General features: G+C 58.9%; 18 protein-coding genes. 12 read left to right on the top strand and 6 right to left on the bottom strand.

Translation table 11 applies throughout. From position 1 onward, the window contains the following. Positions 1-72: 72 nt before the first annotated feature. Positions 73-1,038 carry a choloylglycine hydrolase gene (gene bsh, locus DXC18_RS04890; protein WP_117716502.1) on the top strand — a complete coding sequence of 322 codons (966 nt, stop codon included), beginning with the start codon at positions 73-75 and terminating at the stop codon, positions 1,036-1,038. A gap of 79 nt (positions 1,039-1,117) precedes the next feature. Here the strand turns inward: bsh and DXC18_RS04885 are convergent, their stop codons facing one another. Then, positions 1,118-3,367: a KUP/HAK/KT family potassium transporter gene (locus DXC18_RS04885; protein WP_117716501.1), complete on the bottom strand. Its 2,250-nt coding sequence runs from the start codon at positions 3,365-3,367 to the stop codon at positions 1,118-1,120. A 140-nt stretch (positions 3,368-3,507) separates the two neighbouring features. Continuing rightward, positions 3,508-4,419, bottom strand: a complete 912-nt coding sequence (locus DXC18_RS04880; protein WP_117716500.1) for a DMT family transporter — start codon at positions 4,417-4,419, stop codon at positions 3,508-3,510. A 118-nt stretch (positions 4,420-4,537) separates the two neighbouring features. On the opposite strand from DXC18_RS04880, the gene DXC18_RS04875 reads away from it, so the two are divergent. Both DXC18_RS04875 and DXC18_RS04870 read left to right on the top strand, forming a co-directional pair. Further along, entirely contained in the window at positions 4,538-5,395 is an 858-nt protein-coding gene (locus DXC18_RS04875; protein ID WP_233509009.1) for a LysR family transcriptional regulator, read from the top strand. A 201-nt stretch (positions 5,396-5,596) separates the two neighbouring features. Beyond that, entirely contained in the window at positions 5,597-7,078 is a 1,482-nt protein-coding gene (locus tag DXC18_RS04870; RefSeq protein ID WP_117716532.1) for an aminotransferase class I/II-fold pyridoxal phosphate-dependent enzyme, read from the top strand. A gap of 75 nt (positions 7,079-7,153) precedes the next feature. Here the strand turns inward: DXC18_RS04870 and DXC18_RS04865 are convergent, their stop codons facing one another. After that, on the bottom strand, positions 7,154-7,564 hold the full coding sequence (locus tag DXC18_RS04865; protein ID WP_117716498.1) for a peptide deformylase: 411 nt from the start codon (positions 7,562-7,564) through the stop codon (positions 7,154-7,156). A gap of 267 nt (positions 7,565-7,831) precedes the next feature. Between DXC18_RS04865 and DXC18_RS04860 the strand changes: the two genes are divergently transcribed. Together DXC18_RS04860 and DXC18_RS04855 are read left to right on the top strand one after the other, a co-directional pair. Continuing rightward, on the top strand, positions 7,832-9,181 hold the full coding sequence (locus DXC18_RS04860; protein ID WP_233509008.1) for an MFS transporter: 1,350 nt from the start codon (positions 7,832-7,834) through the stop codon (positions 9,179-9,181). A 152-nt stretch (positions 9,182-9,333) separates the two neighbouring features. Further along, a complete protein-coding gene (locus DXC18_RS04855; protein WP_117716496.1) occupies positions 9,334-10,245 on the top strand; it encodes a hypothetical protein in 912 nt (303 codons plus the stop codon). Positions 10,246-10,594: 349 nt separating this feature from the next. Here the strand turns inward: DXC18_RS04855 and pdxT are convergent, their stop codons facing one another. After that, the gene (pdxT, locus tag DXC18_RS04850; protein WP_117716495.1) at positions 10,595-11,182 is read right to left on the bottom strand and encodes a pyridoxal 5'-phosphate synthase glutaminase subunit PdxT; all 588 of its coding nucleotides are present in this window, start codon (positions 11,180-11,182) and stop codon (positions 10,595-10,597) included. A 20-nt stretch (positions 11,183-11,202) separates the two neighbouring features. After that, positions 11,203-12,093: a pyridoxal 5'-phosphate synthase lyase subunit PdxS gene (gene pdxS / locus DXC18_RS04845; protein ID WP_035137036.1), complete on the bottom strand. Its 891-nt coding sequence runs from the start codon at positions 12,091-12,093 to the stop codon at positions 11,203-11,205. Positions 12,094-12,238: 145 nt separating this feature from the next. Here pdxS and DXC18_RS04840 point away from each other — a divergent pair, with 145 nt between their 5' ends. Beyond that, positions 12,239-13,654: a PLP-dependent aminotransferase family protein gene (locus DXC18_RS04840; protein ID WP_117716494.1), complete on the top strand. Its 1,416-nt coding sequence runs from the start codon at positions 12,239-12,241 to the stop codon at positions 13,652-13,654. Positions 13,655-13,726: 72 nt separating this feature from the next. Here the strand turns inward: DXC18_RS04840 and DXC18_RS04835 are convergent, their stop codons facing one another. Continuing rightward, complete coding sequence (locus DXC18_RS04835) at positions 13,727-14,290, bottom strand: ferritin family protein (RefSeq protein WP_070097113.1); 564 nt, start codon at positions 14,288-14,290, stop codon at positions 13,727-13,729. Positions 14,291-14,543: 253 nt separating this feature from the next. Here DXC18_RS04835 and DXC18_RS04830 point away from each other — a divergent pair, with 253 nt between their 5' ends. The 6 genes from DXC18_RS04830 (at position 14,544) to DXC18_RS04805 (ending at position 20,321) form a co-directional block, all read left to right on the top strand. Then, the gene (locus DXC18_RS04830) at positions 14,544-15,764 is read left to right on the top strand and encodes an iron-containing alcohol dehydrogenase (protein WP_117716493.1); all 1,221 of its coding nucleotides are present in this window, start codon (positions 14,544-14,546) and stop codon (positions 15,762-15,764) included. A gap of 8 nt (positions 15,765-15,772) precedes the next feature. Further along, entirely contained in the window at positions 15,773-17,152 is a 1,380-nt protein-coding gene (locus tag DXC18_RS04825) for an aldehyde dehydrogenase (RefSeq protein ID WP_117716492.1), read from the top strand. Positions 17,153-17,276: 124 nt separating this feature from the next. Continuing rightward, positions 17,277-17,603, top strand: a complete 327-nt coding sequence (locus DXC18_RS04820) for an HIRAN domain-containing protein (RefSeq protein WP_117716491.1) — start codon at positions 17,277-17,279, stop codon at positions 17,601-17,603. Between the two features lie 18 nt (positions 17,604-17,621). Continuing rightward, positions 17,622-17,801: a hypothetical protein gene (locus DXC18_RS04815; protein WP_117716490.1), complete on the top strand. Its 180-nt coding sequence runs from the start codon at positions 17,622-17,624 to the stop codon at positions 17,799-17,801. Positions 17,802-17,852: 51 nt separating this feature from the next. Then, complete coding sequence (locus tag DXC18_RS04810) at positions 17,853-18,413, top strand: metallophosphoesterase (RefSeq protein WP_117716489.1); 561 nt, start codon at positions 17,853-17,855, stop codon at positions 18,411-18,413. Positions 18,414-18,563: 150 nt separating this feature from the next. Then, on the top strand, positions 18,564-20,321 hold the full coding sequence (locus tag DXC18_RS04805; protein WP_117716488.1) for a DUF2130 domain-containing protein: 1,758 nt from the start codon (positions 18,564-18,566) through the stop codon (positions 20,319-20,321). Positions 20,322-20,340: the final 19 nt, after the last annotated feature.

The raw sequence follows: 20,340 nt of genomic DNA, 5'->3' as shown, positions 1-20,340 counted from the left end.
CGGGCTTTTGTGTTTAGCGCCTTTTTGTTTGGAGACAATGAACTTAGCAAGAACGTAAAGCTAGGAGGCGCCATGTGTACGAGTATCCGATTTACCGATAATTCTGGTCACATGTATCTGGGCCGCAACCTCGACTGGAGCTTTGACTACGGCCAACAGGTTCGCGTGATGCCGCGCGGGTTTCACATCCCGTATTCGTTTATCGACGACGCGACGGCGGTACACGCGGTGATCGGTATGTGCATCGATTACAAGAACTACCCTATGTTCTTCGATTGCGGCAACGATGCGGGCCTCGCCGTGGCGGGTCTCAATTTCCCGGGTTATGCCGAGTATGCCGAGGGGCCGGTTGATGGAAAGACCAATATCGCGGCCTATGAGTTTCCCCTGTGGGTGGCAGCGACGTTCTCGACGGTCGATGAGGTCGAGGCCGCGCTGCGCGACACGGTGATTGTCGCCAAATCTGCCGGAGAGGGGCTGGGCGTGTCGCTGCTCCATTGGATTATCGGCGACAGCCAGCGCAGCATCGTGGTCGAGATGATGGCTGACGGCCTGCATGTATACGACGATCCGGTCGACACCCTTGCCAACCAGCCGACCTTCCCGTGGCACATGGAAAACCTGCGCACCTATATCACTGCCACAAGCGATTTTCCGCAGACGGCGACATGGCGTGGCGCCGAGCTCAAGCCCTATGGCGCGGGTGCCGGCATGCGCGGTATTCCGGGTGACTGCTATTCACCGAGCCGTTTTGTAAAGGCGGCGTACCTCAATGCCAATTACCCGCAAAAGGAGAGCGAGACCGAAAACGTCGTCCGTATGTTCCGCTCGCTCGAAGGCGTGGTAATGATTGAGGGGGCGTCCAGGATGGGCGATGGCAAGTTCGAGAAGACTATCTACACCGGATGCTTTAGCGCGCGCACGGGCAATTATTACTACGCGATGTATGAGGATCCGTCGATTCGCTACGTGAGCCTGACAGATGCCGAGGGCGCGAGTCACGATAGGCTCGTGGTTCCCGAGCCGCGTCGTTCGTAGCCGATAGCTTTACTGCAATGCAAAGCGGCCCTGCATCTCTCGCGAGGTGCAGGGCCGCTGTCGTTGATTTGTGACGTCGCTAGAAGTTGACGTCGTTGAGTTGTTCGCTCTCGAGGCCGTCGAGCTGTTGCTGTTCGGGCGTATCGGCGACGCTCTCGAGCAGCTCGGTGGGATCGACGTTCATGTCCCTACCGGCCTCGTTGCCGTTGACCAAGTCGTCCGAGAAGATATCGACTTCCATTTCCTCGGCTTCCTCGATCTGAACTTCGAGCGGCACTTGGGTGCGTACGAGTTTGACTGCCGGACGCATGCGGGCAAAGAGGGGCACGTACTCGATGATGATGGCCGAGTTCTCTAGACCGTACCAGCGTGCCGGGCTTCCGCAGGCGCGGCGGACGGCGTACTTGATGGCCATCACGCGGTGGTCGTTGCGGTTGATGTCCGTTTCGGGGGCGAGCATCTTGCGCAGCATGCAAAAACGGAAGTCGCCCACGTTGCCGCGTGTCTCGTAGATGGAGTAGGTGTGATGCTGCGGCGGCAGCTCACCCGATGCCATCAGGTCGCCAACGATCTGGCGCAGGTAGGCATTGATGCGCTGGTTGACCTTAAAGCCCAGGTCCAGGCGCACGCGGAACAGGAAGTCCGTGCCAAAGGTCTCGACGGAATACTCGTGCGTATAGGGCTCATCGGTAACGTACACGTTGATGAACCAGTATGCCTTGGCGCGCTTGGGATGCTTATCCAAGATGGAATAGAGCACATCGCGGTCGAGCGTGAGCGGGTCGGGGCTGTTGGTGAGGAACACCAGGTTGTCGGCAAGCACGGGATAGGTCTCGTCGTTGCGCAGGCGGTCGAGCTGGTCAATGTACTTGGAGACGGGCAGCAGGATGGTCTGCGTGCGCTCGATGGCGGTGCCGCGGCGCCACACGTACATAAGGCCAAACAGCAGCGCGGCCAAGAAGATCATGACATAGCCGCCGTCAAAGAACATGGTGAGGCACGAGGCAAAGAAGCACAGCTCAATGGCGCCAAAGAGCAGTGCGAAGACGCAGGCACCCAGTTTGTGCTTGAGGATGCCGGCGATGTAGCTCGTCAAAAGCGTCGTGGTCATGAGCATGGTCACGGTGATGGCGAGGCCGTAGGCGCTCTCCATGCGCTCGGAGTTCTGGAACAGCAGCACGATGAAGATACAGCCGACCCACATGATGTTGTTGACGAGCGGAATATAGAGCTGGCCCTTGGTGTCGCTGGGGTAGTGGATGCGCAGGTGCGGCATGAGATTGAGACGGGTTGCCTCGGATACCAGCGAGAACGAGCCGGTGATGAGCGCCTGCGAGGCGATGATGGCCGCTACGGCCGAAAGCACGATGGCAAAGGGGCGCAGGGGCTCGGGAAGCATCATGTAGAACGGGTTGACGATATCCATCGCGAGCATCTGGGGGTTGGAGTTATTGGCGAGCAGCCAAGCTCCCTGACCCAGATAGTTGAGGATAAGGGCCGCCTTAACAAACGGCCAGGATGCATAGATGTTTGCCTTGCCCACGTGGCCCATGTCCGAGTAGAGCGCCTCGGCGCCGGTCGTCGACAGAAAGACGAAGCCGAGCACCATGATGCCCGAGTGGTTGATGGGCGAGAATAGGAACATGATGCCGCGAATGGGGTTGAGCGCGCGCAGGATGGACAGGTTGCCGAGCATGTTGAACAGGCCGGCGCCAGCCAGGAATAGGAACCATAGCGTCATAAGCGGGCCGAACAACTTGCCGATCGACGAGGTGCCGGCGCGCTGCATGGCAAACAGGCCGCAGATAATGATGATGGTGATGATGATGACGTTGGTCTGGCCGTCACCCAAAAGCGCATGGCCCCACTCGATAGTGCGCAAGCCCTCGATGGCCGTGGTAACCGTGACCGCAGGGGTGATGATGCCGTCGGCGAGCAGCGCCGCGCCGCCGATCATGGCGGGGAGAATCAGCCACGGTGCCACCTTGCGCACCAGGCTAAACAGGGCAAAGATGCCGCCTTCGTTGTGGTTGTCGGCCTTCATGGCGATAACCACGTACTTGACCGTGGTCACGAGCGTCATGGTCCAGATGACGAGTGAAAGCGCGCCCAAGATCATGTCCTCGCTGACGGTGCCGATGCCGCCGTTGTTGGCGACGATTGATTTCATGGTGTACATGGGGCTCGTGCCGATGTCGCCATAGACGACGCCGAGCGTTACGAGCAACATGCCAGCGGAGAGGGGAATGGCTCCGTGCCCGCCTTGACCACGCTGGTCTTGGGGGCTTGCCTCCAGTTCGTTTTGTGCCACGTGGACTCCCTTGGACATCCGGTTATCTATCTAGGACAGATAACCTTTATGCCGTCTTTATACATACAAGAGCAGTTTGGCACATTGGTTAGCTTTAGACAATAATCCCCAGATGGGGATTATTCATATACGCAGGCAGCATTTCAAAGCGGGGGCTATTAAGCACGTGCTGCTTGAGCGATACCGGCTTTGGCGTTTGCGCGTTTGCCGGCGAGTTCGCAAAAGATCGCGCCGCCGATGATAAGCGCGGCGCCCATCAGACGGACCGGTGTTATGGCTTCGCCCAAAAGGACGGCCGAGAACACGACCGCCGAAAGCGGCTCGAGGTAGCCGACGACCGCGACGGTCTGGACGGGCAGCTTGGCGACAGCGCTAAAGTAGAGCAGGCAACCGATGCCGGTGTTGACGACGCCGAGCATGACGACGGCGCGCCAATCAATATTGTCGGCGACGCCGGCGGACAGGAATGAGGGGGCGCCCTGCGTGATGAGCGTGAGGACCAGCGCGGTCACAAAGGCTGCGCTCACCTGGAGCGCGGAGTTCTCAAGGCCTTCGATGTGTGGCGCACCCTTGCTGGCGATGACCATCAGCGCATAGCAAAATGCCGAGGCGATTCCGCAGGCGATACCAGCAATGGGCATATTGCCGCCTAGACCTTGCGCTGCAATGAGAAAAGCACCGCAAGCGACGGCGATAAAGCCGGCGATTTTGCCGCCGGTCAGCTTTTCGCCAAAGATGAGCGGGGAGAGCGCCATGACAATGATGGGGCCGCAGTAGTACAGCAGCGAGGATACGCCGACGCCGATCGTCTGGTAGGCGCGGAACAGAAAAATCCAGCTGGCGCCCAGCGCGGCTCCCGAGAGGAGGAGGGCTACGGCTTCGCGGGGGCGAGATGGCGCCTGCAGCTTATGGCGTTGGGTGATGACGAGGATGGTGACAAGCGAGAGTGCGCCCAAAAACGTGCGTAGTAGCACGATATCGGAGCTCGGCAGCGCGATGGCAGCGGCGATGATGCCGTTGGAGCCAAACAATAGCAATGCTGCTAAGTACGTAAGCAGTCCGTTGTTCATGCGCTGACATCCCCTCTATATCCGTGCATGTTCACTATGGGTGAACTGGCTATAGAAGAAAAGCGAATATAATGCATAGATAACATGACAAAAGCTCATGCATGGGTGGAGGGGTGCCGTGGAAACGAATGTTCAAAAGATGCAGGTGCTGCTGGAGACCGTGCGCGCCGGAAGCTTTACGCGCGCCGCCGAGCGGCTGAGCTATTCGCAGTCGGGCGTGAGCCGTATGGTGGCCGATCTTGAGGCCGACTGGGGCTTTAAAGTTCTCGATAGAAGCCGCGAGGGCGTAGTACTTTCTGCCGACGGGCGGCAAGTTATGCCGGCGGTCGAGGCGCTCTGTGAGGAATTCACTCGCTTGCAGCGACGGGTGGATGAGATGCGTGGGCTCATGCGCGGCAAAATCTGCATCGGTACGTTTTCGAGTGTGGCGACCCACGTGCTGCCGCCGGTGATTGCGCACTTTCGCGCCGATCACCCGGACGTCGATTACGAGTTGCTGATGGGTGATTACTCCGAGATTGAGCAATGGGTGGCGGAAGGCCGCTGCGACCTGGGCTTTATTCCGCGCGAACCACGCGGCGCCGGCATAGCGTCGCGGCCGTTGGTGCAAGACGAGCTGATGGCCGTGGTGCCAGCGGACTCCTCGCTTGCCACCGCGGAGGTCGTTTCCCTTGCCGATTTGGCCAACGAGCAGTTTATTCTGCTGGAACGCGGCACCGATGACGAGATTACGCCGCTGTTTCGTCGCGCGGGCCTGACGGTGCGTTCTAAGCTGTCGACCTGGGATGACTATGCGATTATGGCTATGGTCGAGGACGGCTTGGGCGTGAGCATTCTTCCGGCGCTCATCTTGCGCCGCTGCCAGTTCGATGTTGCCGTGCGCCCACTCGAGGGACATCCTCATCGGCAGATCAATGCGATATATCGCACGGCTGACGTTTCGCTTGCGGCGGCTCGTCTCCTTGAATATCTCTAAAGGCGCGTACCTGTTGTCCACTTTGGGACAATCCTCGGGGTTCGGTACATTTTCTTATGAAATTGAACTTTGGAATGAGGTGCCGCGTTATACTGCTGCCTAAATTGAACTCTGGTTCAATTCGTGTTCTATAAATTGAACTTTGCCAGCAAGGAGGTTCTAGTGGCCCAAGAGACGTTTAGCGATCGCCTGCGACAGACTATGTCCGATCGCGACGTTCGCCAGTCGGACGTAATCCGCGCATCGGAGATGCTCGGCAAAAAACTCGGCAAGAGTCAGATGAGCCAATATGTGAGCGGCAAGACGATTCCGCGGCGCGATGTGGCAGAGCTGCTCGCCCGCATTTTGGAGGTCGATGTTACCTGGCTGCTTGCCGGTGACGCCGATCAAGGCGAGGCATCATCGCCCCGTAACGTTTCCAAGCCCGAACCCCATCCCTCAGCTCAAATTCCAAGGAGCACCACCATGCGTACTTTTTCTAAATCCACCAAGCTCGATAATGTCCTGTATGACGTGCGCGGTCCCGTCGTCGACGAGGCTGCCCGCATGGAGGACGAGGGCGAGCGCATCCTCAAGCTCAATATCGGCAACCCGGCGCCCTTCGGTTTCCGCACGCCCGACGAGGTCATCAAGGACATGCGCCAGCAGCTGCCCGACTGCGAAGGCTATTCCAACTCGCGTGGCCTGTTCTCCGCGCGCAAGGCAATCATGCAGTACTCGCAGATCAAAGGCCTGCCCAACGTTCAGATGGAGCACATCTACACGGGCAACGGCGTGTCCGAGCTCATTCAACTTTCGATGAACGCGCTGCTCGACAACGGCGATGAGATCCTGATCCCCAGCCCCGACTACCCGCTCTGGACGGCGTGCGCGACCCTTGCCGGCGGCCATCCTGTGCACTACCTGTGCGACGAGCAGGCCGATTGGTATCCCGATCTGCAGGATATGGAGTCCAAGATCACGAGCGCGACCAAGGCCCTCGTCATCATCAACCCCAACAACCCCACGGGCTCCGTTTACCCGCGTGAGGTGCTCGAGGGCATCGTTGAGGTTGCGCGCAGGCACCAGCTCATGATTTTTGCAGACGAGATCTACGACCGCCTGTGCATGGACGGCTATGAGCACGTCTCGATTGCCTCGCTCGCTCCCGATCTGCCCTGTGTCACCTTTAGCGGCCTTTCCAAGTCGCACATGATCGCGGGCTATCGCATTGGCTGGATGGTGCTTTCGGGCAACCAGCGCTGCATGAGCGACTTCATCATGGGCATCAACATGCTCTCCAACATGCGCCTGTGCTCCAACGTGCCGGCCCAGTCAATCGTCCAGACGGCGCTCGGCGGCCATCAGTCGGTCAACGACTATATCCGTCCCGGCGGTCGTGTCTACGAGCAGCGCAACTTTGTGTATGAGGCGCTCAACAAGATCGACGGCATCTCGGTGGTCAAGCCGCGCGCGGCGTTCTACATCTTCCCCAAGATGGATGTTAAGAAGTTCAACATCACCGATGACGAGCAGTTCGCTCTCGACCTGCTGCACGAGAAGAAGATCCTGATCACGCGCGGCGGCGGCTTTAACTGGGCCGAGCCTGATCACTTCCGCATCGTGTACCTGCCGCGCATGGAAGTGCTTAAAGAGTCGCTCGAAGACCTCGCCGACTTCTTCGATCATTACCGCCAGAGCTAGTGGGATAGAAGCTCCGCACTATGAAAAGCTCCCTGCAGTTGTTTTGCTGCAGGGAGCTTTCTTGAATCGGCGGAACTATATAACAATTCCGTTGCAGTGGTCGATTTCGTGCTGGATGATCTCGGCGGTGTAGCCCGAGAAGTTTTTGATGCGGTGGACGAAGTCCTCGTCCAAATACTCAACCTTAATGCGACGATAGCGGGTACAGGGACGCTCGCCGATCAGCGAGAGGCATCCTTCGCTCGTCTGATAGGCATTGACCTGCTCAAGAATTTGAGGGTTGTACATCAGGAGCGTCTTGTTGCCGTCTTTTACGCAGATGATGCGTTTGCGCACGCCGATCATGTTGGCGGCGAGACCGACACACTCGTGCTCGTGTTCGTGAAGCGTGTCCAAAAGGTCCTGTCCGGTAGCGGCGTCTTCGGGGTCGGCATCCTCGGAGGGCAGGCGTAAAAAGAACTCGGACTTCATGATGGGCTTAATCATGGCGGGCTCCTCATGTCTTATGCTTTCGTGGACTTTTAATAATAGCGCGGAAGGAAAGCTGCGCGTCCGCGTTACAATCTTTCGACGTTGGACCATGTTGCCAGATTCGTCGTGTACGGCGTCTGGTGTAAGTCTAGGGCTCATTTTCGCCCTGGACTGTTCCTCTGGGGCGATGCGATTGTCGTTCTAAGAGGAAGGAATTTCATGGGGACCAAATCCCAAAAGCAAACTCAATCACCGTCGACAGCCTCGGCGATTCTCGTCGTAATGTATGTTGCAGCCTTTGTTGCCGCGTTTAACGAGAACATCATTAACGTGGCGTTGCACGACATTATGGCGGCCTTTTCGGTGAGTGACACCACGGCGCAGTGGCTCGTTTCGGGCTACATGATCGTGACGTCGATCTTTACGGCCATCATGGCCTTTCTGTCCGGCCGTTTCTCGACGCGCAAACTGCTGTTTTTCGCATGCGGATGCATGGTCGCCGGCGAAGTCCTGTGCCTGGTCGCTCCGTCGTTTAGCGTTTTGCTGCCGAGCCGTATCCTGCAGGCTGCGGGATCGGGCATTTTGTTCCCGCTCATGATGAACGTGGTACTGTTCTGCGCCCCGCGCGAGAAGATTGGCCTGTATCTGAGCCTGGGCGGTGCCTGCATTACGCTGGGGCCGGCGTTTGGACCCGTGATCAGCGGTCTAATGTGCACGTTGTTTGGCTGGAGGGCGGTGTTCGTAGTGCCGCTGGTGGGCGGCATTGTGGTCGCTGCGGCGGGCGTAAAGCATGTTCAGAATGTCGGAGAGCGCTCGAACACCACGCTTGATATTCTGTCGGTTGTTTTGCTCGCTGCCGGTATAACAGCATTTGTGTATTCCGTAGGCGAGTTCTCGACCAATCTGGTTGGCGGTACCGTGACGCTCTTAGCCGCCATTGTGCTGCTCGGCCTGTTTGCGGCCCGTCAGCTCAAGCTTGAGCATCCGGTGCTTAACGTGCGTCCCATGGCGAGTGTTCGTTTTTGGCCTGCGTGCTTGCTTGTGGTGGTATCGATGATGACGACGTTCTCGATGAGCGTTTTGTTGCCGCTCTATTTTGAGGGCGCATACGGCATGACCGCACTTGTTGCGGGCTTGCTCATTTTGCCGGCAATCGCCTGCAACGCCGTGACCTCGATTGTGGGCGGACGCGTGATGGACGCCCGTGGCGCATGGCCGCTGCTGCCGGTCGGCTTTGCCCTGATTGCCGTGGGGCAGACTACCATCTCGATGACGGCGGCAAGCATGAACATCGGCGTCGTCGTGGCGCTGACCGTTGTGGTGTATGCCGGAGTTGGTTTGGTGCTGAGCCCCTCGCAAACGGCCGGCTTGGAGACGCTGCCCGCCGCTGAGCATCCTCACGGAACGGCATTGCTCAACACGTGGAACATGATTGCCGCATCGTTTGGCCCGTCGCTGTTTATCGGCCTGCTCTCGAGTTCTGCTGCGACCGCCGGCGCCGCTGGCGCTGCGACCGACGTTGCCCAGGCGATTGGATTTGTAACTGCCGTGCGTGTGGCGGCTGTAATTGCCGTGGTCGGGTTCGCGGTGTCGCTGGTGTACGCTCGTCGTGAGTCGCACATGTCGCATTAATGTGTGCACATAGATTCTGCAGCTAGATTGGATGGCGACACCATAAACTAATGGACGTTTTGCCGAGAGGCATGAATGTTTAAAGCGCAAAGAGTGCGCGACGGGCCCCGCGAATGGGGCGATGATGCCCGAGAGGGCCAAGAAGGAGTCTCATGTCCGAGAACGAAGAGATCATGAACGAGACCGAGAACGAGACCATGGCTGCCGAGGTCGAGGCAGTCGAGACCGTGGAGACCGAAGCTGCCGAGGTTGAGGCTGCTGACGAGGTTTCCGCCGAGGAGGAGGCCGAGGTTGTCGAGGCCGCCGTTGATTACGATGACGAAGAGCTGATGGACAAGATGCAGAAGGCCGCCCGCCTGCTGCGTAGCCGTCGCTTTGCTATTTCCAAGGAGGAGGAGGCCAAGGCCGAGCGCATGGCGAACATCGAGCGCGCCATCAAGCTTCTTGACCTCAAGCCCAAGATGGAGCAGAAGGAAATGTCCGACCTGCTGGGCATGCGCCTCCGTGAGCTCGATGGCCTGATGGCCGAGGCCGAGGCTGCCGATCTGGTCGGCCGCATCGACGACGCCGAGGGCGATATGCGCAAGATTGTTGTCTTCGCTGCCGAGGATGCCGCTGAGGGCCTGGTCGAGCTTGCCAACAAGAAGGAGAAGCTCCTGCCCGAGCTTTCTTACGAGGAGGCCACCGAGCTGATGGCCGCTCTCGATAAGGTTATCGCTCCGCTCGTCGCCATGGGCCTGGACGAGGACCGCGGTCCTCGCGGCGGCCGTGACGACCGTGGTGGCCGTGGCGGCGACAGTGGCGGTCGCGGCGGCTTTGGCGATCGTGGTGGCCGTGGTGGCGACCGCGGCGGTCGCGGTGGCGATCGTGGCGGCCGTGGCGGTTTTGGTGACCGTGGCGGCGACCGTGGCGGTCGCGGCGGCTTTGGCGGCAACCGTGGTGGCTATGGCGATCGCGGTGGCAACCGTAGCGGCTTTGGCGGCAACCGTGGTAACGACCGTGGCGGTCGCGGTGGCGACCGTGGCGGCCGCAACGGCGGCGGCTTCCGCGGCAACCGCTTCTAGTTGGGTTACGCGGTTTTACCAAACCGCGTAACTAGTTGACGCTGCGTGCCCACCAGAGCGACAACTTGTCATTCAAAGAGGACGGCATGACCAGAAGGTCTATGCCGTCCTCTTTTCATGCCAATTTGTTCGCTCTGGTGGGCGCTCGCTGTCGGTGCCAAAACATCGACATTGCCATGATCCAGACCTGCTAAAAGATAGTCGTTGGGGACGTTCTTGTTTGACTGGTCATTTAAGAACGTCCCCAACGACTACGTAGCATGAGAGTGGATAATCTCCCGGTATGAGCCCATATTCATGCTCAAGGTGGGAGATTATCCACTCTCGTTTCGTTTGTTGATTTCGATGCCTACATTTGTAGGAACAGTTCGTGGAGGCGGGTGTCTTCGTCGAGTTCGGGGTGGAAGGTTACGCCGAGCTGGTTGCCCTGGCGCGCGGCGACGATACGGCCGTCGACTTTCGCTAAGGCCTTTGCGTCGCCGTGGACCTCGACGATGCGGGGCGCGCGGATAAACGTCAGTGGCACTTCACCGTCGATGCCGGCTAGCTGCCCCTTGGTTCGAAAGCTGCCGAGCTGCCTGCCGTAGGCATTGCGCTCGACAAGTACATCCATGGTTGCCAAAAGCGGCGTGCCCTTATCGTCATGGGCGGCAAGGTCGTGAGCCAGCAGAATTAGGCCGGCACAGGTGCCCAGGACGGGCATGCCTTCAGAGATGCGGGCACGAAGCTCCTCGAGCATGCCCAACTCATCAAGCAGCTTCCCTTGAACGGTAGACTCGCCGCCGGGAAGTACCAGACGGTCAAAGTCCTGCTTCAAATCAGCCGCCTGCCTCAGCTCAATACAGTGTACGCCCAGCTCGGATAGTCTTGTCTCGTGCTCGACAAAAGCGCCTTGGACCGCCAGCACGGCGACCGTCTGGTCTGCATAATCGCTCATGTGCGATCCTTTCTGCTGGACTAGCGCCCGCGCTCTTCCATGATAATCTCGATCTCGTCGGCGTTGATGCCCACCATGGCCTCGCCCAGGTCCTCCGAAAGCTCGGCGATGAGCTTGGCATCGGTGAAGTTTGCCACGGCCTTGACGATGGCGGCTGCGCGCTTGGCGGGGTCGCCGCTCTTAAAGATGCCCGAGCCGACAAAGACGCCTTCGGCGCCCAGCTGCATCATCAGCGCGGCGTCGGCGGGGGTCGCTACGCCGCCGGCGGCAAAGTTCACAACGGGAAGCTTGCCCGTGGCATGGACCTCGCGCACCAGCTCGACCGGAACCTGCAGTTGCTTGGCTGCCTCAAAGAGCTCGTCGTTGCGCAGGGCAACAACGTCACGGATCTGCTTTTGGATCTTGCGCATGTGACGCACGGCCTGAACGACGTCGCCCGTACCCGGCTCACCCTTGGTGCGAATCATCGTGGCGCCTTCGGCAACACGGCGCAGCGCCTCGCCCAGATCACGGGCGCCGCAGACAAACGGCACGTCAAACTGGGTCTTGTCGATGTGATAGACGTCATCGGCAGGGGAGAGAACCTCGGACTCGTCGATGTAGTCGATCTCGATGGCCTGCAGGACCTGCGCCTCGACGATGTGACCGATGCGGCACTTGGCCATGACGGGGATGGAGACGGCCTCCTGGATGCCCTTGATCATCTTGGGGTCGCTCATGCGCGAGACGCCGCCTGCGGCACGGATGTCGGCCGGGATGCGCTCGAGGGCCATGACGGCGCAGGCGCCTGCCTCCTCGGCGATGCGTGCCTGCTCGGGCGTGGTAACGTCCATGATGACGCCGCCCTTGAGCATCTGCGCGAGCTCGCGATTGAGTTTGACGCGGTCGGCCTTGCTGTTCTGTTCTGCCATGGTTGCTCCCTTGGTTGGCATGTGCATTGCTTGACGGAACATCCTATCGGGGAGCTGGGTATGACAAAATACTCAGTTTTCGAGATAATTACAAGGTCAGACTAATACCAGATTGAATGACTTAATAAGGTCAGGTGATAGGCTCATGCTTGACTACAATTTGGAAAAACGCGGCGAAGCATCGCTCTATGAGTATGTTTACCAGCAAATTCGAGATGATATCGTAGCTGGACGCATTGTGGCGGGGGAGCATTTGCCGTCTAAGCGCGCCTTTGCCAGTCATCTGGGAATCAGTGTTATTACCATCGAGAATGCATATAGCCAGTTACTCGCTGAGGGCTATATTTGCTCAATACCACGTCGTGGCTACTACGCTTGCGAGCTTCCGGATGCACCGGTTTTGGCTTCGGCTGCGGAGGGCATCGACCGAGATGCCGTCTCTGTGGGCCCCAGCGTGCATGATGTCAACGGACAGGTCGAGCGATTCGATGCGCTTTCTCCTTCTGCTTTGGAGGCGGCGCGGCTTTGGCAAAGCGCGCTACGGGCGACGCTGGCATCCGAAGACGAGCGCGAAATCTTTTCGCCCGCACCGGCGCAGGGCACTGCTCGGCTGCGACGCGCAATTGCTCACCATCTGCACGGGACAAGGGGTATGAATGTCGACCCCAACAACATCGTTATCGGTGCGGGCGCCCAGCTGCTCGATACCATGTTGGTTCAGTTGCTTGGCGCGGATAAGGTGTATGCCGTTGAGGACCCGGGCTATTTGCGCCTGACGCGCATCTATCAGGCTATGGGCTGCGAAGTTCGACATATCCCGTTGGATGATGGGGGCGTGGACCTGAGCGCTCTGCAGAAAACCGGGACCGATGTTCTTCACCTGATGCCGTCCCATCAGTATCCGACCGGCCTGGTGACGAGCATTGCGCGTCGCTATGCCCTGCTGAGCTGGGCTGCCGAGCAGCCGGGCCGGTATCTCATCGAAGATGACTTTGATTGTGAGTTTCGCCTTGCCGGCAAGCCGATTCCCGCGCTCGCGTCGATCGATGCCGCCCAATCGGTCATCTACACCAACACCTTTTCAAAAAGTCTGTCGTCGGCCCTGCGTTTGGCGTATATGGTCCTGCCTGATGAGCTGATGGAACGGTTTAGGCGCAACCTTGGTTTTTACGCCTCGTCGGTGAGTTCTGTTGACCAGGTCGCTTTGGCTCGTTTACTGGAATCGGGCGATTACGAGCGCCATGTAAACCGGGTCCGCGTTCGCGCTCGCGAGACACGCGATGGTCTGGCGGCGCTTGTACGGAAAGCGTTTCCGGCGGGGGAGGTCTCGATCGAGCATACGGACGCGGGCCTTTACTGCACTGTTGCCCTGGCCGAGGATAAGGCAGGGGAGAGCTTCGCGAAGGCTCTCGCTGACGCTCGTATTTCCTATGTCAACATCGCCGATTGCCTGTGGACGGGTGATCGGGCATCGACTAAGAACGCTCCATCTCGCGTCCTCATACAATACGACGACCTGAGCCCTCAGTCGCTCATCGCTCTTCAAGAGCAGCTGCAATAAGCCCACGAAAAAGGCCCGAACCAATACGGTCCGGGCCTCATCGAGCTAGAGGTTATGTCTCAGGCGTTTGGCTTAGCCAAAGTAGCGCTTGAGCAGACCGGCGAAAGCCTTGCCGTGGCGAGCCTCGTCGCGAGCCATCTCGTGCACGGTGTCGTGGATGGCATCGAGACCAGCGGCCTTGGCGCGCTTAGCGAGATCGGTCTTGCCAGCGGTGGCGCCGTTCTCGGCCTCAACGCGCATCTCGAGGTTCTTCTTGGTGGAATCGGTCACGACCTCGCCCAGGAGCTCAGCGAACTTGGCGGCATGCTCTGCCTCCTCGTGGGCAGCCTTCTCCCAGTACAGGCCGATCTCGGGATAGCCTTCGCGATGAGCGACGCGAGCCATGGCCAGGTACATACCGACCTCAGAGCACTCGCCCTCAAAGTTGGCGCGCAGGTCGGCAACGATGTCCTCGGAGACGCCCTCCATCTTGGCGACGCCCACGACGTGCTCGGCAGCCCACTCGAGCTGACCCTCCTCCTGCTTCAGGAAACGAGAACCGGGAACGCCGCACTGGGGGCACTTAAAATCCTCGGGCAGCTGGTCGCCGTCGAACTCTTCCACATAACCGCAAACGGGGCAAACAAATTTCATGATTCGATCCTTTCGATCGATGGCGATGGGGCGCTTGTCCGGTCCCGTAAGGGCCCTCTCCGGACGTGCGTCTTGACGAGTTCTATTATCCATAAATGCAACCAAATGTGAAGACTATTAGGAATGATTTTTAATAAAACAATTTTGAGATATGAAGATGTTGATTGATTAACGATTGGCAGGACGTCTGCGATCTCTGCTGAGTACAATCGGTCGAGCAAATGTTGACCAATCAACAAATGAGGGAGTTTCCTTTATGCATCTAGCCCGCCGCGCCTGGTGCCGAACGTATCAAACGGTTTTTCGCATCGCATTGCCAGTGCTGCCCTATACCGAGCCGTGCATTCTGGAGCACGCTGAGGGTGTGCCCACAGTGCTTCAAAAGCGTTCGATACAACGGGTTCTTATCGTGACGGATCCCGGCATTGCCCGTCTGGGGCTCACGGCACCGCTCGAGACAGCGCTCGCGTCCAAGGGAATTGGCGCTGCGGTCTATGCCAAAACATCAGCGAATCCTACGGTCTTAAATGTGGAGGAAGCGGCGTCCCTGTATCGAGAGAGCGCCTGCCAGGCCATTATCGGCTTTGGCGGTGGCTCGGCCATGGACTGTGCCAAGGGCGTGGGAGCACGTATCGCGCAGCCAAACAAGCCCATCAACAAGATGCGCGGCCTGCTGCGGATTCATCGTCGCCTGCCGCTGCTCATTGCCGTTCCCACCACGGCAGGCACGGGAAGCGAGGTCACGCTTGCGGCGGTAATTACCGATGGCGAGACGCACTACAAGTACCCCATTAACGACTTTGTACTTATCCCGCGCTTTGCGGTGCACGACCCCGAGTTTACGCGTGGCCTGCCCGCCTCCATTACGGGGCAGACGGGCATGGACGCCCTGACGCATGCCGTCGAGGCCTTTATCGGGCTAAGCACTACGCCCTATACGCGCAAGATGGCGCGACAGGCGGTGCAGCTCATCCACGACAATTTGCTCGAGGCCTATGAACATGGCGACGACATGCGTGCGCGTCGCAACATGCTTTCGGCGGCGTATAAGGCGGGTGTTGCCTTTACGCGCTCCTATGTTGGATACGTTCATGCCATCGCACACAGCCTGGGCGGGCGTTACGGGATTCCGCACGGCTTGGCCAACGCCATCATCCTGCCGCATATGCTTCGCGCCTATGGCGAAACTGCTGCTCCTAAGCTCGCCGATCTCGCCCGCATGGCCGGTATCGCGCCGGCTAGCGCGCAGGACAGCCTGGCGGCCGAGGCCTTTATCGATTGGGTCGATCGAATGAACGCCGCCCTGGGAATCCCCAAATACGTCTCGGGTATTCGCCGCTCCGATATTCCGCAAATGGCGGCCCATGCCGATGCCGAGGCCAATCCGCTATACCCCGTTCCACTTTTGATGGACCGCCTGGAGCTCGAGCATATGTACGAAGTTGTTGCAGGTGGTATGTTTGAGGACGAGAACTAGGAGGGTCCATGAACACCGAGGAAATTGCGCGCATCGTCGGCGATCAGCGCGCCCACTTTAATACGCACGCCACGTTTGATGTCGATGCTCGGCGTCGCGCGCTCGTGAGTTTACGCGATGCAGTACGGTCCCACGAGGCCGATATCGCCCATGCGCTCAAGACCGATTTGGGAAAGTCGCATGACGAGGCCTATATGTGCGAGATCGGCACGTCGCTTTCCGAGATTCGACATCAGATCGCTCACGTGGCTCGATGGAGTCGTCCGCGCCTGCGTCCGTGCGATCTCGCTAACGCCGTGAGTGTGTGCAAAACGCAAACCGTGCCCTATGGCGTCACACTCATTATGGCTCCGTGGAACTATCCGTTTTTGTTAACGCTCGAGCCGCTCGCCGGCGCCCTTGCCGCGGGCAATACTGTGGTCATCAAGCCGAGCGCCTATGCTCCGGCATCGAGCGCGGTGCTCAGGCAAATCTGTGAAGAGGCATTTGATCCGCGCCTGGTGACGGTTGTCGAGGGCGGGCGCGCCGAAAACGAAGCGCTGCTCGATGAGCACTGGGACAAGATCTTCTTTACCGGTAGCGTTCCGGTCGGCAAACTCGTCATGGAGCGCGCAAGTAAAAACCTTACTCCTGTGACGCTTGAGCTGGGCGGAAAGAGCCCCTGCATCGTGGATGCGACGGCAAACTTGAAGGTCGCGGCACGGCGTATCGCCTTTGGTAAATGGCTCAACGTGGGGCAGACCTGCGTGGCGCCCGACTACCTGCTGGTCGATACGCGCGTGCACGACGAGCTGTTTGGCCTCATCAAGGAAGAGACCCGCCGTATGTTTGGTGAGCATCCGCTCGATAACGAGGATTACGGGCATATCGTCAACGCCAAGCATTTCGCGCGCGTGCGCGGGCTGATCGACCCCGATAAGGTTGTGCTGGGGGGCATGGCGCGCGAGTCGTCGCTCAAGATTGAGCCGACGATTTTAGACGGTGTGGCGCCTGAGGACGCCGTAATGCAGGAGGAGATTTTCGGCCCCATCTTACCGGTACTGACGTTTGAGAGCCTAGACGAGGCCGAGACGTTTATTACGGATCGTCCGACGCCGCTGGCCCTGTATATCTTTAGTCGGGATCGCGAGGTTCAGCGGCGCTTTGTGCGCTACGTGCCTTTTGGCGGCGGCTGCGTTAACGACACCATCATGCACTTGGCTACGAGCCATATGGGCTTTGGCGGCATGGGCGCGAGCGGCATGGGGCAGTACCATGGCCGCGAAAGCTTCGATACGTTTAGCCACAAGAAGAGCATCGTGAACAAGGCAACCTGGCTGGACGTGCCATTCCGCTATGCGCCCTACGCAAGCTGGAAGCACAAGTTCGTGCGCATGTTTGTACACTAGAATCAGATGGCGTAGCGACAAACGGTCGAAAAGACACGAGGTGGGGCGAATTTGTGTCCGCACGAGTTCGTAGACTTCTCAATAAGGTTAAGCGCCGGTTTATCCGGCCGTTAGAGGAGCTGCCATGTACGAGCCTTCACGTGTTCTTTTGTCGTTTCATATCGCAGGATTTCAGTATGCCGACGGTGCCTTGGTCCTGGGCGATCTTAAGGTCGGCGATAAGCTGACGCTGTGTGCCGAGCGCGATAATCCCCATGACCCTGAGGCGGTTGCGATCTATTACGGCAACACCAAGCTCGGCTATGTTCCGGGAAACGGGGTCGGCCCGCTATCCGTGATGATGCATTATGGACACGAGGGTGTATTTGAGGCGCGCGTGCAGCAGGTTGCCCCCGAGCGTAGCCCGTGGCACCAGGTGCGCGTTGGCCTCTACGTGGTGGATGCTCGCTAGTCGGTAAGGGAGGCTGCCATGTTTGATGACGATGGCCTGTTCGATCTGACGGATGACCCGTTTGAGTGGGATATGCTGCTCGACGATGATGAGCTGGAGCAGGACCGTAAGAAGCGGCAGGACAAGAAAACTCAGGGTGACGCTTCGAAAAAGCAAGACAAGCGCCGCCGCGGACTGTTCGGCGGGCTCTTTGGATAACCGCCGCATCGCTGCGTCTGTATACTTAGCACGAGTTGAACACGTTGCGAAATGAGGACAGAGACGATGATGTGGTTTACCGCCGACCTGCACCTGGGCGACACGAATATCCTGCACGACATGGACCGGCCATTTGGCTCGGTCGAGGAGATGAACCGCAAGGTCATCGATGCCGTGAATGAGTGCGTGGCGGCGGACGACCGTCTCTATATCTTGGGAGACTTTACCTATCGTTTGCCCCTGGCGGATGCTGTGCGCCTGCGCGAGCGCATCGAATGTCAGAACGTAACGCTCATCCGTGGCAACCATGACGGTGACTGGGAAGATCCAGCTGCGCCCCAAATCTGGGAAGACGTGCGTGATTACCTGGAGATTGCTCCCGGCTATGCCAAGGGCCATCGCCTGGTGTTGAGCCATTACCCCATGCTCAGCTGGAATGGCAAGGCGCGTGGCGCCATCATGCTGCACGGGCATATCCACAGCAGGGGAGACCGCACCAACGCGCGCAACCGCGATCGCGAGCGCCCCATTTATCGCTACGATGTGGGCCTCGACGCCAACGAGTACAAGCCCGTAAGCCGAGACCAGATCTTGAGCTTCTTTGGACTGTAATTCTCGAACCGTCACACAAACCGCCACAAAGGGGACAGGCACCTTTGTGGTGGTTCTGGCGCTGTTGCTATTATGGCGGCGGCGTCTTTTTTGTCCGTGCGGCGCGGTAGAGTGTAAGCGGTTGAAATTTGCGTCCATCGAGGAGCTGCTATGAACGAGATCAAGTGCCCGCATTGTGGCGAAGTTTTTAAGGTCGATGCGTCTGGCTATGCGGACATCGTCAAGCAAGTGCGCAATGCCGAGTTTTCGCGCGACCTGGATGAGCGTGTGAAGGCAGTCCAGCGCGAGGGCGAGCAGGCGCTGGAGCTTGAGCGCTCGCGTTCGACGGCTGCCTTGCAAAAGGCAGATTCTCAGCGCAACGCTCAACTTGTCGAGCAGAAGAACGCCGCGGAGCAGAAGCTGGCACAAGAGGTTGCCAAGCGCGACGCTGAGCTTGCCGAGCTGCGCGCCAAGCTCGAGGGCGCTGCCACAGAGCGCGAGAGCGCAAGTCAGCGCGCGGCGGTTGAGGCCCGTGCCGATGCTCAAAAGGAAAACGCCGAGCTTCAGCGAGAAATCGACAATTTGCGTGCGCAGCTGGAGCGCAAAGATGACGAAGCCAAGCTCGTCGAGTCGGTGGCGCGCAATGCTGCTCAAAACGATTTGGCTGCACGTGATGCTCAGATTGCCGAGCTGCAGGCCAGGCTTGCCGCGGCGGACAAGGCCCAGGAGATGGCGCTTGCCGCTGCCGCGGCAGAGTCGCAGCGCGAGCTCGATGCTGCTCGCGGTGAAGCTGAGCGCGCGCTTGCTGACTACCGCGCGACGGTACAGGAGAAGTTTTCCGCCGCAAAGGCACAATCTGAGCAAGAGGCCGAGGGTCTGCGTGCCCAGTTGCGCGAGCAGGAACTGATGGCAAAAATGAACCTGTCGGAGGCGGTCGCCGCGGTGGAGCGAGAGCGCGATGAGGCACGTGCCAAGCTGACGAGCGAGCTGGCGGTGCGCGATTCTCGCGAGGAACAGGCCAAGGCGGCACACGAGCTCGAGCTTGCGCAGGCCAAGCGCGCGAGCGATGACCTGATTCGCTACAAGGATGAAGAGATTGAGCGCCTTAAGGACATGAAGGTCCGCCTGTCCACCAAGATGGTGGGCGAGTCGCTCGAGCAGCACTGCGAGACCGAGTTTAACCGTCTGCGCATGACGGCGTTTCCTAACGCGTACTTCGAGAAAGACAACGATGCGTCCGAGGGTACCAAGGGCGACTTTATCTTCCGCGAGTGCGACGCGAGCGGCAACGAGGTCATTTCGATTATGTTCGAGATGAAAAACGAGAACGACGAGACTGCGACCAAGCACAAAAACGAGGACTTCTTTAAGAAGCTCGATCACGATCGTCGCCAGAAAGGCTGTGAGTACGCGGTGCTCTGCACGCTACTCGAGCCCGAGAGCGAGCTCTATAACGCAGGGATGGTCGACGTGAGCTATCGCTACGAGAAGATGTACGTGATTCGCCCACAGTTTTTCATTCCCATGATTACACTTCTTCGCAACGCCGCCATGGGTTCGCTGCGCTATAAGCAGGAGCTGGCGGAGTACAAGCAGCAGAATATCGACGTCACGAACTTCGAAGCCAAGATGGAAAAGTTCAAGAACGATTTCGGCCGCAACTGCGAGATCGCGAGTCGCAAGTTCCAAACGGCAATCGATGAGATCGACAAGACGATTAGCCATCTGCAGAAAACCAAGGAGGCGTTGCTGTCCTCCGAGAACAATCTGCGCCTTGCCAACAAGAAAGCCGACGATCTTACCATTCGCAAGCTCACATGGGGCAACAAGACCATGAAGGCGGCGTTTGACGAGGCGCGCGGGGCTGCGACGGAGACAAACGATGAGCCCGCCGAGGCGGATTCATATGAGGTCGAGGATGCCGAGTAAGGCATAGCAGATAGTGCAA

Origin of the sequence: Collinsella sp. OM08-14AT, from assembly GCF_003438115.1 — a bacterium.
GTDB lineage: Bacteria > Actinomycetota > Coriobacteriia > Coriobacteriales > Coriobacteriaceae > Collinsella.
This window is presented reverse-complemented; position numbering and strand designations above follow the sequence as displayed.